This window comes from Ohtaekwangia koreensis (assembly GCF_900167975.1).
Taxonomy (GTDB): domain Bacteria; phylum Bacteroidota; class Bacteroidia; order Cytophagales; family Cyclobacteriaceae; genus Ohtaekwangia; species Ohtaekwangia koreensis.
Map to the genome: position 1 here is coordinate 157554 of NZ_FUZU01000003.1, position 12714 is coordinate 170267.

11 protein-coding genes are annotated in these 12714 nt (G+C 44.9%); 6 read left to right on the forward strand and 5 right to left on the reverse strand.

Annotated features, from left to right (window positions below; all coding sequences use genetic code 11):
* Positions 1-75: 75 nt before the first annotated feature.
* The 3 genes from B5Y40_RS19835 to B5Y40_RS29695 all read right to left on the reverse strand — a co-directional run bounded on the left by B5Y40_RS19835 (position 76) and on the right by B5Y40_RS29695 (position 3664).
* The gene (locus tag B5Y40_RS19835) at positions 76-588 is read right to left on the reverse strand and encodes a hypothetical protein (protein WP_079688596.1); all 513 of its coding nucleotides are present in this window, start codon (positions 586-588) and stop codon (positions 76-78) included.
* 275 nt (positions 589-863) lie between these two features.
* Positions 864-3275 carry an ABC transporter permease gene (locus B5Y40_RS19840; RefSeq protein ID WP_079688597.1) on the reverse strand — a complete coding sequence of 804 codons (2412 nt, stop codon included), beginning with the start codon at positions 3273-3275 and terminating at the stop codon, positions 864-866.
* 224 nt (positions 3276-3499) lie between these two features.
* On the reverse strand, positions 3500-3664 hold the full coding sequence (locus B5Y40_RS29695; protein WP_159453751.1) for a hypothetical protein: 165 nt from the start codon (positions 3662-3664) through the stop codon (positions 3500-3502).
* A 171-nt stretch (positions 3665-3835) separates the two neighbouring features.
* Between B5Y40_RS29695 and B5Y40_RS19845 the strand changes: the two genes are divergently transcribed.
* The 4 genes from B5Y40_RS19845 (at position 3836) to katG (ending at position 8707) form a co-directional block, all read left to right on the forward strand.
* Entirely contained in the window at positions 3836-4027 is a 192-nt protein-coding gene (locus B5Y40_RS19845; RefSeq protein ID WP_079688598.1) for a hypothetical protein, read from the forward strand.
* A 7-nt stretch (positions 4028-4034) separates the two neighbouring features.
* The gene (locus tag B5Y40_RS19850; RefSeq protein ID WP_079688599.1) at positions 4035-4772 is read left to right on the forward strand and encodes a hypothetical protein; all 738 of its coding nucleotides are present in this window, start codon (positions 4035-4037) and stop codon (positions 4770-4772) included.
* A complete protein-coding gene (locus B5Y40_RS19855; RefSeq protein WP_079688600.1) occupies positions 4744-5415 on the forward strand; it encodes a GAF domain-containing protein in 672 nt (223 codons plus the stop codon). The genes B5Y40_RS19850 and B5Y40_RS19855 overlap by 29 nt, the downstream gene beginning before the upstream one ends.
* 1048 nt (positions 5416-6463) lie before the next feature.
* Positions 6464-8707, forward strand: coding sequence for a catalase/peroxidase HPI (gene katG, locus B5Y40_RS19860; protein WP_079688601.1), 2244 nt, complete (start codon positions 6464-6466; stop codon positions 8705-8707).
* Between the two features lie 352 nt (positions 8708-9059).
* On the opposite strand, the gene B5Y40_RS19865 is transcribed toward katG, so the two are convergent.
* Both B5Y40_RS19865 and B5Y40_RS19870 read right to left on the reverse strand, forming a co-directional pair.
* The gene (locus B5Y40_RS19865) at positions 9060-10151 is read right to left on the reverse strand and encodes a fatty acid desaturase family protein (protein WP_079689271.1); all 1092 of its coding nucleotides are present in this window, start codon (positions 10149-10151) and stop codon (positions 9060-9062) included.
* 131 nt (positions 10152-10282) lie between these two features.
* A complete protein-coding gene (locus tag B5Y40_RS19870) occupies positions 10283-10738 on the reverse strand; it encodes a response regulator (RefSeq protein ID WP_079688602.1) in 456 nt (151 codons plus the stop codon).
* Between the two features lie 359 nt (positions 10739-11097).
* Between B5Y40_RS19870 and B5Y40_RS19875 the strand changes: the two genes are divergently transcribed.
* Positions 11098-12255, forward strand: a complete 1158-nt coding sequence (locus tag B5Y40_RS19875) for a helix-turn-helix domain-containing protein (RefSeq protein ID WP_079688603.1) — start codon at positions 11098-11100, stop codon at positions 12253-12255.
* Between the two features lie 12 nt (positions 12256-12267).
* The gene (locus B5Y40_RS19880) at positions 12268-12651 is read left to right on the forward strand and encodes a VOC family protein (protein ID WP_221408967.1); all 384 of its coding nucleotides are present in this window, start codon (positions 12268-12270) and stop codon (positions 12649-12651) included.
* The last annotated feature ends 63 nt before the right edge of the window (positions 12652-12714 follow it).

Genomic DNA, 12714 nt, shown 5'->3' on the forward strand with positions numbered 1-12714 from the left:
CATCGTCTTTGGCTCATCACCGGATATAGCGGCATGACTGACGTTGTTGTGACGTATAACTATTTTACTTGTTGATCAATCACACAACACCGTCACCGGATATTTTTTTAGCTGGAATGCTTTTGCGTGCCCGTCTAAATCACGGAAAATGGAGTCAATTTTCTCAAAGGTACTGGCGTACCCAAACATCTTACTTTGCTTAAGTCCTTCAACAATTTTGAGTGATCCCACGTTTTCAAATTTATTGTTGAACTTCTCGAAGTCTTTATGATTAATGGCTAACTGAAATAGTCCAAAAAAGTAATTTCCCGCTTCGTACTTCCATACTCGCTCGATACCGGGTTGACGCTCCTTTATCAGCTCACTAGCGTATGCGCTATCGATCTGTCCGCCAAGAATGTGTTTTTCCATTAAATCCTCAACAGTCGGTTTTTTATCTGAGTTAAAGGTAGTCGCCACTAATATATAGTCGCATTGTCCGCGTTGCTGTTGTATGGAGATACAAATGGCAGCCGCATATTTTCCACTGGCAAGCTGGAAGGTCAGTGCCTGGTCCGGGCTAAGATATAAATTGTCTGTTTCTATCATAGGCGCTGTCTGCGTAAATTATTTTTACTCCATCCGTGGCCATTGTCTAAGCGGGTTACATACAACACGACCTATACACCGGAGGAATGTCCACATGTTAAACGAAGATAAATATTTTTAGTCATCTGCAATCCTCGCCAGTTAATATATGGCATTTACGATTTAGTGTTTTATATACTTCTGCATCCAGCTCCAAGACTGCCATGATAAATTTACTTCTTTGTAGAGTTAAACGTTTGATCACAAAAAAACAGAATATATATTCTTACTAGCCATCATTCTGAACGCAGCCACCGGATCGGACTTGCCAGTGCTGCCCGCAGTGCCTGAACGCCGATCGTAAGCACAGCCAGGGAAAGTGCAGCAAGGCCCGTGAAGAGAAATATCAGCCATGAGAGTTCAATTTTATAGGCAAACTCTGACAGCCATTCATCCATAGCGTACCAGGCAAGCGGCGAGGCGATCACAATGGCTAGTAGTACAAGAATAGCAAAGTCACGGCACAGCAGCCGTATTATACTCATAACAGATGCACCGAGCACTTTGCGGATGCCAACTTCCTTGGTCCTGTTTGCTGTGGTGAGCGAGGCAAGCCCAAATAATCCCAGGCACGCAAGAAAAATACAGACGTTACCCGCTGCACCGATGATACTGGCCCAACGTTCTTCAGTCCTATAGAATGCATCAAATTTCTGATCCAGGAAACTATATCGGAACGGTAGATCTGGTGCTGTTTTCTTCCACGCCGACTCCACCAACTTGAGGCCGTCAGGATGACCGGGCTTTAGTTTGACAAAGAATGAAGAGGGCTTAAACTTCGCAGGTTGTACAAACCATTGAGAACGCACCTTGCGCTTGAGGTCTTCATAGTGAAAGTCGCGTACAACGCCGATGATCGTATGGGGAGGGCTATCTTTTCTGAAGCTTGGCACCTGCATGCCCAGCGCCTTTTCAGGAGTAGTGTTCAGGGCACCGACAAGCGTTTCGTTGACAATGACGGCATGGACCGTATCGGAGAAGAGCAGGGCGTTGAAATTGCGTCCGGCAACAAGGTCAATGCCCATCGCCTCCAGGAAGTTTGCATCTACCGGGTACTCAATAACAGTTTCCGGTCTGCCATTGAGATCACATCTTCCACCCATTTGTCCTTCATCCGCCCCCAGGCCGATCGAAGAAGCTGCGATGGCACTGACGGCCGTCTGAGCTTGGAGTAGCTGGCTGAAGCGCTTATAATCGGCCCCTTGAGCGGCAACCATGACTACCTGTTCTTTTTCAAAGCCAAGGTCCTTCGTGTGCATGAAAGAGAGCTGTTGCAGGATCACCACCGTGGCAATGATGAGACCTACCGACAACACAAACTGAAAGGTTACCAGGGACCGGGTGAAGAAGTTTGAGCCGGCCAGCCGGATCTTATTTTTTAAGATCTCAACCGGCTTAAGTGCCGAGAGTATCAGCGCCGGATAACTTCCTGCGAGCACACCGGTGACCATGATGGTTGCCACCAGCAGAGCGATCATTTCGGGGTACTGCTCAAAGGAAAGCGTAAGCGATCGCCCTGAAACTTCATTAAAAAATGGCAACAGCACCTGAGCAATGCCCAGCCCCAGTAAGGCCGAACATAACGTAAGCAGCATGGACTCGGAAAGGAACTGAAAAATCAGTTGCTTTCTGCGGCCTCCTGAAATTTTGCGCGCCCCTACCTCTTTGGACCTCCTGACAGAACACCCAATGGAGAGGATAATGAAGTTAATACAGGCAATGGCCAGCACCCCACCTGAAATACTGATCAGTATCCATATATTTTTCGGATCAGAAGCTCCCGAATCGATGGTGGTATTGGTATGAACATCGGCCAGGGGCTGTAACCCATAGCCGCTGGGTATTGCTCCTTTTCCATCCCAGAGTTGTTGTTTCTTTAAATCAGCCGCTTCACCAGGAAAGTAGACTTTGCGAAATGCAGCCAGTCGCCCGGGATCATCCATCAGGGTGCTGCCGGGACGAAGCAGTACATATACCGAAATACCGATGGTCATCGTCCAACTGCTGGCACTTTCCCGGCCCCACGGCGTGCTCAGAACCCGATCAAAACTTCCCAGCATATCAAACCGAATAGTTGAATTGGCGGGCAGGTCTTCGACCACTCCTGTTATGACGAAAGGTTTATACTCTTCATTTTCCCGTATCTCTATTTGCCGGCCAACCACGTCCGTGGTTCCAAAAAACTGCAGGGCTTTCGAGCGCGTGAGCACGATACTGGCAGGATCGTTCAGAGCCTTGGAAGCATCTCCCGCCAGGAGCGGAAATGTAAAAACGGTAAGGATCTGCCGGTCGGCAAAAGTGAGTTTTGCCGATTGCAATTTACCTTCCACCCGAACCAGTGACTCACCAGGCTCTTGGATGCGAACAAAATTATCAACGTCAGGCAGGTCACTCTTCATGGCCGGACCGATCGGGGTAGCAGATGCCGTAGCACTCCCTTGGCGCCCGGTAAATTTCCACCATTCGTATACCCGATAAATATGGTCCCCCTTTGTATGAAAACGATCATAGCTAAACTCGTGAACGGCATATAGGAGGAACAAACTAAAACAGGCAAGTCCCAAGGAAAGTCCCAGAACGTTAATGAAGGTCAACATTTTTTGTCGTTCGAGATTTCGAAGGGCAACTTTGATGTAGTGCAAAATCATACGCCGTGTTTTAAGCTGTTCACGATCCCCTTATACAATAAGGTTGCCATATAAAAAAATAGCAATAAGGCCACTAATTCATCGATATATCTTTTACGGTAAGATCGCATGCGAACAGGTATGTTCGCTGGCAGACGGTTTTTACAGAGCAGTAAATCTTGCCGAAGTGCGATCAAGATATATACCGGCTTGATAAGTTTTTTAAAAGACACGCAAGTCATCTTTCATAAGCGCGGTTTCAGACAACAACTGGCCGGTGCGACTATATATACTGTATTTTGAGACGTTTGCATCGCTTCAATGTGAAGACAACACTTTGCCTTTATCTTCTCTTCCCGCAGCGTTGTTTTGACTACTATTTTGTCATTACTCTCTTCTCTTTTTGCCATGAAGGGTTCACTATACTTGCCGGACGAACCAGCTTAGGTTATTCCTCAAGAAGTTGCATAGAGTATTAGATCAATCAGTTCTTCAAGAAAGCATTGCCCATGCAGTCCGATGCAAAGAGCGAATATAGAAGGGTCCGATTAGAGATGTTAAAGCACACAATCAGAAAAGTCATGAAATTATTATCGTTTATCAGAAAAAGAAGTATAGCAGGTGTGATCACCGTGGTATCACTGCTGCTCATTATCAATGCGGGGTTGATTTATTATAAACAAGACCATCATCGTACGCAACACCGCTATTATACAAAAATCAGATCTGATCGGCACTCAGGTTGGTCTGCTGGTATACGAGCTGTTGCATAACCTTGAAATGGGGATAAGAGGATACGGTGTTACCAAAGACACAAACTTACTTAGTCCCGCCCTGGATGCGATAAATGTGGCTGATGACAGATTCGGCGAGATCAAAATGGCATTGGATAGTCAGCAATATGATCCAACGCAGCTTGAGGATTTACGCAAAGTATATAAAGAATACATGGACTATGTGTTGGAGATGAAAAGAGTAGCTGACCTGGACAGCATGCAGAGATTCAAGGAAATGATGAAAGAAGACAGGGGTTTACAGGTATTTATGAAATGGATAGAAAAAGGAGTTCCCATCATCGAATATGAAAAAGCGCTAAAGGCCCAAGCAAACATTGAGTACCAATCCGCTGTGAACAATAACCTATACCTGCAAGTATTTATCCTACTCATAGGCTTACCTACACTTGGTTATATAATCTACAAGGTCCAAAGCGATGACCGGCAACGACTCTCGTTGCTTGTAAAACTGGAAGAGAATAACCGAAGGTATATCTTTAATCCAGGCACTGAGGTTGCAGTTACCGACCCTGAACACGTAATCGGAAATTCTATTGTAAATCTTCAGCAGGCAAGTGAGTTTATTGAAAATATCTCGGAAGGTAAATATACTGCTCAGTGGACCGGACTCTGTGAGGCTAACCAGGAACTTAATAAAACCAGTCTTGCCGGACGACTCACCAACATGCGCGCGCAGTTAGAACAGATGAAGCGTGAGGAAGAGCGCAGGCTGGACCAATGAAGGGCTCACGAATTTTTCTGAGATCGTGCGTAATCATCAAAGTAATTTGACAGAATTAACAACCAAGGTAATTCAGTTTCTTACACAATATCTCGGCGCCCAACAAGGAGGTCTGTTTGTCTTGCGAGAAGACGAAACCGGTCCATACCTAGAACTCACCGCCTGCTATGCATTCGACCGAAAGAAATTCGTAGAGCGCAGAATAGATATAGGTGTAGGACTTATCGGCCAGACATACCTGGAAGGAGAAACGACCTTGCTCACAAAATTACCGCAAGGATATACCTATATAACATCCGGTATGGGACAAGCAACACCTGCCTGTCTGGCAATTGTTCCTATGAAGTACAACAGTAAAATAGAAGCGATCATTGAAATAGCAGGCCTTGAAAAATTTGAAGATTATCAGATCTCGTTTCTGGAGAAAGCCGGTGAGTTCGTAGCATCTGCCCTGCAAGGTGTACGTACTACAGAAAAAATGCAGGAATTACTCTTGGTCTCTCAACGACAGACAGAAGAGATGCGTGCCACCGAAGAAGAACTGCGTCAGAACCTGGAAGAGTTGCAGGCGACACAGGAAGCAATGGTTCGTAAGCAGGAAGAAATGAATCGCATGCATGACCATGGAAACCGAACGAACTAAAAGTTACCAAAGCGATACATTGCTATAACTCAAAACATCGTATTCGAAAGCTTGCGGATTTCTCTGCAAGCTTTTTGTTTTTGAGATGGAATAGCTCCAGAGCAAATCCATCGTGTAACCAAGTATATATTTTATTGAGGGATCCTTTTAAGTAATACGTCTTGAGCCGTTGCCCACCACGCATTAAACCATTGACATCTGGAATGGAGTATTTCCACCACGGAAGTGAGGATTACTTTCTATACAATTTCAAATATACTCTGCGGAGATTGGGAGGTACTATATTAGAGTTTATCGCGTATAAACGAGTATGGAACTTACAATAATTCTGGTAATCGTACCGTCCATTGGTGCATTTGTCTGGATGGGATATAATGGCAGCAAAAAAAGTAAAACAATACGACCAATAATTCTAATCGGTAGTATATATAGTCTCCCACCAGCGATCCCGCTAAAATATTTGTTGCATATGTTTCCCAGGTTTACAGAACGACTCTCGGCAAATATAGCACACCGCTATCAGATATTTTGCAATGACCACATATCGTTATTGTCATTGAATTCCATCTCTAAAAGTTTTTTGTATTTCCGGATATTGTCTCTGTGAACAGACGCGTTAGACAAGTTCACCTCACCACCGATTTTAATGGTAATAAACAGACTTTTGAATTTTCAAATCAGGGTATTACGTAAACAATAAGTCTATACTAAGAAAGTATATAGTGTTTGATAGCATAAGCTTGTCATTAATGACTCTCTTAGCGGGCGACCAGGGGTATGACAGTCAGGCATACCACCCAAATTATATCTATTAGAAATATTCGTTGTCACGACTTCTATAAATACTTTGACTTAATGCACGTTAGTACATTACTATATCATTAACTTAACAAACCGTTATTAACAGAAATAGCACCCTGCGGCACCCAAATCGACACTATAGACAGGCCCTATGTATTCATAAAGACAATCGATTTGATCTATAGCCGTTAACTATGGACTTTAGTTGCGTGAAAACAAATTTGTAACTAATCATTTATCTATCCTTATGGACAATAACACTCCTACACAGCAAAAGTCACTAAATGTCAATGACAGCGAAGTGAAGTGCCCCTTTCATGGTGGAGCGCTCAAGCAAACTGCCGGAGGTGGAACGCGTAACCGCGACTGGTGGCCAAATGCGTTAAAGCTGAACGTCCTTCGTCAACAGTCTTCATTGTCGAACCCCATGGGTGAAGACTTTAACTATGCCGAGGAATTCAAGTCGTTGGACCTGAAGGCTGTTAAGAAAGACATTTTTGAGCTTATGACCACCTCACAGGACTGGTGGCCTGCGGACTACGGGCACTACGGACCATTCTTTATCCGCATGGCCTGGCATAGCGCGGGTACCTACCGCGTGGGCGATGGTCGTGGTGGTGCAGGAGCTGGCCAGCAACGTTTCGCTCCTCTTAACAGCTGGCCTGACAATGCCAACCTTGACAAGGCCCGCTTGCTGCTGTGGCCCATCAAACAGAAGTATGGACGTAAAATCTCGTGGGCAGATCTGATGATTCTTGCTGGCAACTGCGCCCTGGAATCAATGGGATTCAAAACCTTCGGCTTCGCCGGTGGTCGTGAGGATGTATGGGAGCCGCAGGAGGATGTGTATTGGGGATCAGAAACCAAGTGGCTTGGTGATGGCCGCTATACAAAAGACCGTGACCTGGAAGCACCGCTCGGCGCTGTACAGATGGGACTCATCTACGTGAACCCGGAAGGCCCTAATGGCAATCCAGACCCCGTAGCATCCGCACGCGACATTCGTGAGACCTTTGGCCGCATGGCTATGAACGATGAAGAGACTGTGGCCCTTATTGCCGGTGGTCACTCCTTCGGAAAGACACACGGTGCTGCTGACCCGGGCAAGTATGTAACTGCAGAGCCCGCTGCTGCTGGCATTGAAGAGCAAAGCCTGGGCTGGAAGAATTCCTTTGGCAACGGCCACGGCGTGCACACCATTACCAGCGGCTTAGAAGGCGCATGGACTACTACACCTACAAAGTGGAGCAACAACTTCTTTGAAAACCTGTTCGGCTTTGAATGGGAGCTTACCAAGAGTCCGGCTGGTGCACACCAGTGGAAACCGAAGAACGGTGCAGGTGCCGGCACAGTACCTGATGCGCACGAAAAAACCAAGCGCCACGCTCCCACGATGCTCACCACGGATCTGGCCCTGCGTATGGACCCGATCTATGAAAAGATCTCGCGTAACTTCTTAGAGAACCCTGATAAATTTGCTGATGCCTTTGCACGCGCCTGGTACAAGCTTACCCACCGCGACATGGGGCCGCGTGCACGTTATCTTGGCACCGAAGTACCACAGGAAGAACTAATCTGGCAAGATCCTCTTCCTGCAGTAAATCACAAGTTGATTGATGAAAAGGACGTTACTGATTTGAAGGCACGCATCCTGGCTACCGGCCTGTCGGTGTCAGAATTAGTATCAACAGCCTGGGCGTCTGCTTCGACATTCCGCGGTTCTGATAAGCGCGGTGGCGCCAATGGCGCACGCGTACGCCTCGCACCTCAGAATGGCTGGGAAGTCAACAATCCGCCTCAGCTTGCTAAAGTGCTGTCGGCCTTAGAAACTATCCGGAAAGAATTTAACGCAGCTCAAACCGGTGGTAAGAAAGTATCCATTGCCGATCTGATTGTACTGGCTGGCTGTGCCGGAGTGGAGAAAGCTGCTAAAGCTGCTGGTCATGATGTGAAGGTTCCCTTTACGCCAGGCCGCGTTGATGCAACACAAGAGCAAACCGATGTACACTCCTTCGAGGTTATGGAACATGCTGCCGATGGCTTCCGCAACTACGTGAAGTCTCACCATGTGGTGGCCGCCGAAGCGTTGCTCATTGACAAGGCACAATTGCTTACCCTGACAGCTCCCGAAATGACTGTGCTGGTAGGTGGTATGCGTGTACTCAATACGAACTTTGATAAATCCAAGCACGGAGTGTTTACGAAAACGCCAGAGGTACTCACCAATGACTTTTTTGTTAACCTCCTCGACTTCGGCATCACTTGGAACGCCATCAACGATGAGCAAAAGGTATTCGAGGCTCGTGATCGTAAAACAGGCGCTGTAAAATGGACTGGTACCCGTGTAGACCTCATCTTTGGGTCTAACTCTGAACTACGCGCCCTGGCAGAAGTATATGGCGTATCTGATTCGAAAGATAAGTTTGTCAAAGACTTCATCAACGCCTGGAACAAAGTAATGAACCTGGATCGCTTTGATATAGCAGACTAACTATTCGGTATAAGTAGTTTGTTCTAAAGGAGGTTCGCTATTTAGCGGGCCTCCTTTTTTTATTAGCTCATACAATGATGCTATAAGACTGGACTTACACTATATCGGTTAATTTATTGTGCTACTAGGTGGATGAAAACTTGATATTCTTCGGGCACATACAGAGACTAACATATACTATATATGCTTAGTCCTGAGCCAATCTCATAATACTAAACTTGCATCTTCAGGAAAAAATGCTCAGCAGATTTAGGTTACATCTGCTGAGCTTAAGTAAGCAACCGAAGGACGCCTATAGAATCAAATCATCAACAACCTTGGTATACTTGATATATAAGTTCTCCGGAGCAGGTTAAACAATAGTTGGTTTCGCACCGAGTTGTTTCAACAGGCGCGCATGTCCAGCCAGTGCGTTAAAGAAAGTTCTGGAGCTCTTGTAAGGCAATCCAAATTCATGTGCAGTTGATTTCACGATGGAAGCGATCTTATTGTAATGCACATGACAAACGTTGGGAAACAGGTGATGCTCTATCTGAAAGTTAAGACCTCCAACATACCAAGAGAACCATTTGCTCTTATTTCCAAAATTTGTAGTGGTCATTAACTGATGTACAGCCCAATTGTTCTCTAGTGTTCTTGTCTCATCAGGCAATGGGAACTCTGTACCTTCAATCACATGTGCCGGCTGAAATATAATCGCCAGGATAAAGCCCGCTATATAGTGCATGGCTACAAGGCCGATTAAAATTTGCCACCACAACAGAGGAGTCACAAGGAGCGGCAGGACAAAAGCGTAACCGATGTAAAAAAGTTTCGTTCCCAACAATATCGACCATTCCTTAGCAACACTCGCTTTCTGCGCCTTCACCATTCCATTGCGCTGATATTTATAAAGGCGTGAAAAATCTTTATAGAAGAGCCACACGATTGTCATCAGACCGTATAGAAACCACGCGTAAATAAACTGGTATTTATGCATCTTTTTCCAATCCGAATGTGGCGTTAAACGCAGTGCTCCGCGAGGGCTTATATCTTCATCTTCTTCATGAACATTGGTATACGAATGATGTAAAACGTTGTGCTGCACTTTCCAGTTGAATGCATTCGCTCCTACCAGATTCAAGGAATATCCTATAAAATTATTAACGTGTGTATTCTTCGTATAGGCACCGTGATTGGCGTCATGCATCACTGACAATCCAATACCCGCCAGGCCAAGGGCCATTAGTACAACCATCGACATCAAACCGATCACACTGGTAACTGTGCCGGTAAGGATCAATGAATAGGGTACGAAATAAAGAAGAAACATAAAGATGGTTTTAATTACCATCTGCCCGTTTCCGTGACGTGCAATGTTGTTGGTGTTAAAATACTCGTTGACTCGTTTGTTGAGGGTCGAAACAAAGTCGTGATTGGTTTTTGCAAATTTTATTCTTTCCATTATTAGTACAACCATTATATGAGTGAGTACGTTCCTTTTCCGATTAATATAAATGACTTCCACTAACGCTGAATGGATGCACGATATATAGCAGCAGTTCATGAAGTGAAACCAGCGAAAATAGTTCGCTCCTATTCCGGAAAATCATTCGGTGCAGCACAGCGTCTCCAATACTCCATGATTGCACTGATGGTCTTCTCTAGTTCAGCCATCGAATTCTGTTTTACGAAAAAACCTTGCACGGACTGGCTATACGCTTCGATAACAGATTTTTGATTTAACGCTGTGGAAAAAAACAGATACGGTATACATTTATTGTTCAGTTTTGAATCGGTTTTAAGTTTCTCGCGCAAAGCAAAACCGTTTAGCTTTGGCATGTTAATGTCAGAGAGAATTAGAAAAGGTAACTCATTGGTGGCGTTTATATGATCCAATGCATCCTGGCCATCAAAAAAGAAAAGAATCTTATTCTGATAATTTAGCTTCTGAAATATTTCCGTGAGAAACTCCTGATCATCGGCATCATCCTCGATGACGATAACCGGGCCGTTTTTATTTACAATAAGTTCTTTTTGCACATCCTTCATTATTGAGCTTGTTAAGAGTTTGGCGGTATCGGTTCTTGCCTTGTGCGGCGCTAGTATTTTATAACCTGTAACTTGATGGGGTAACTTTAAGTGGTGCTTCCTAAACATATCGATCGGTTATCATCGACCAGGGAGATTTTAGAAGCATACTTACGTTTTCGTCAGCTTAATCTAAAGCTATTGGCCAGAATGGAACGGATGTCAAAATGGGTAGCAAGAGCACATGGCCACCCGGAATGTAAAGTGATTCGTAAAGGCCTGTGAATATAGCCCTTTTGATCGACTATCCCTAATACCTCCAAGACCATCTGGTTGCAAGGAATGGAGCTCACATCCACTGACACACTTTTTGACTTACCTTGGCATTCCAAATCCTTAAAGCTCCATTGAACCAATTTGTTGATCAACTTTTCCTTGTCCTCATCAACGGTGGAATCGTACTGGGCGTCTTTGTAATCATCTTAGTTAACAGCAAAGGTGGACGTAAAACCAGGGCTAATATGTTCCTCTCCATCCTGATCGCTGCACTAACGTTCAGCGTCTTTCATTTGCGTTATGCAGGTGAAGTGATCACGCATTTCTCGTTTAAGGCGTATACGCTTGGAGACCCGACTTTTTTGCTCATAGGTCCCCTCCTGTGGTTCTATGTCATTGAACTTTCAGGTGGACGGGTCAAGTTTAGTGCCGCTACGCTGGTGCACTTCATTCCATTTTTTATCATTGTTTTTTGTTCCCTTTCCTTTAGATCTTTTTTAAAGGATACGCTGATCACGCGCTTGTTGGATAGTCATCCCAGGCTACCGTTTACAATTTTCTGGATGGTGATGGTAGTCCAATTTTCTGCCTATCAATTGCTGATCCATCGGAAATGGCGAGAGTATCAACAACTGATCAGACAAGAGGTTTCCAATACCGAAGACATCAATATATCGTGGGTTCGTTTCTTCACCGGAGTCTTTCTAATCATTAACCTGTCCTTTTTTCTAAGCTTGTTTGCCGTCATTCATCTTCACGTTATAAATCTGGTATGGAAATCGGTCGGTGTTATTTTATCATTGTCGATTTTTGCTCTCGGATACAAGGGAATCTTGCAGAAGGAAATATTATTTCCTGACATCCCTGTCACACTCGCATCGGCCGAGCCGTCAGCGCCAAGAGAATCGGAACCTAAACCCGACAGTGCACTGATTGAAAAGCTTCAACAGTATATGAAGAATGAAAAACCATTTCTGGATCCTGAACTTTCATTAAGCACACTGGCAAAAGCAATGGGACTCAATAGGAATCAATTGTCTCAGTTAATCAACAACGGTCTTGGAGAAAACTTCTACGATTTCATTAACAAATACCGTGTTGAAGAAGTAAAGCGATTGATGGTCGATCCTCAAAAACAGAACTATAATTTGCTTGGTATGGCGCTTGAAGCAGGATTTAAGTCCAAGTCAACATTCAATCTTATCTTCAAACGCTTTACCGGTCTTACTCCCACGGAGTACCGGAAAAATATTCAATCATAAAAAGTTATGGACATGAAGACATCTTTTGCACCACATCTTACAATCCGTGTCTTACGGCCCGCGATTGATTTTTATCAAAGTGCATTCTCGGCAGTCTTGCTCCGTAAATGGGATAATCCTGACGGCACAATTCACGTAGCCGAAATGGAGATCGATGGTGCGATCTTTCATCTTCATGAGGAAGTTACCCCTAAAAAACAATTGAGCCCGGAAGCGCTTAACGCTACTACTCTTCTGATCGGTTTGTTCACACCTGATCCCGACAAGTTATTCCGTGATGCTGTTTCTGCTGGCGCGCACGTAGTGAACGCTATGGAGGATTATGACTATGGATATAGGCAAGGCACCATAACGGATCCGTTTGGTCACCAGTGGCTGATTCAGAAAAAAATCTAGCCCATAAGTATCCGCCTGGACGTCCAACAGGATCCTATAAGCGCAGTCTGATAAGCGATTACC

Excerpts from the sequence above, each read along its gene's own strand:
- B5Y40_RS19835 (WP_079688596.1), bottom strand. The coding sequence starts at position 588 with ATGATAGAAACAGACAATTTATATCTTAGCCCGGACCAGGCACTGACC.
- B5Y40_RS19870 (WP_079688602.1), bottom strand. The coding sequence starts at position 10,738 with ATGAAGGATGTGCAAAAAGAACTTATTGTAAATAAAAACGGCCCGGTT.
- katG (WP_079688601.1), top strand. The coding sequence starts at position 6,464 with ATGGACAATAACACTCCTACACAGCAAAAGTCACTAAATGTCAATGAC.
- B5Y40_RS19850 (WP_079688599.1), top strand. The coding sequence starts at position 4,035 with ATGGGGATAAGAGGATACGGTGTTACCAAAGACACAAACTTACTTAGT.
- B5Y40_RS29695 (WP_159453751.1), bottom strand. The coding sequence starts at position 3,664 with ATGGCAAAAAGAGAAGAGAGTAATGACAAAATAGTAGTCAAAACAACG.
- B5Y40_RS19880 (WP_221408967.1), top strand. The coding sequence starts at position 12,268 with ATGAAGACATCTTTTGCACCACATCTTACAATCCGTGTCTTACGGCCC.
- B5Y40_RS19845 (WP_079688598.1), top strand. The coding sequence starts at position 3,836 with ATGAAATTATTATCGTTTATCAGAAAAAGAAGTATAGCAGGTGTGATC.
- B5Y40_RS19840 (WP_079688597.1), bottom strand. The coding sequence starts at position 3,275 with ATGATTTTGCACTACATCAAAGTTGCCCTTCGAAATCTCGAACGACAA.
- B5Y40_RS19865 (WP_079689271.1), bottom strand. The coding sequence starts at position 10,151 with ATGGAAAGAATAAAATTTGCAAAAACCAATCACGACTTTGTTTCGACC.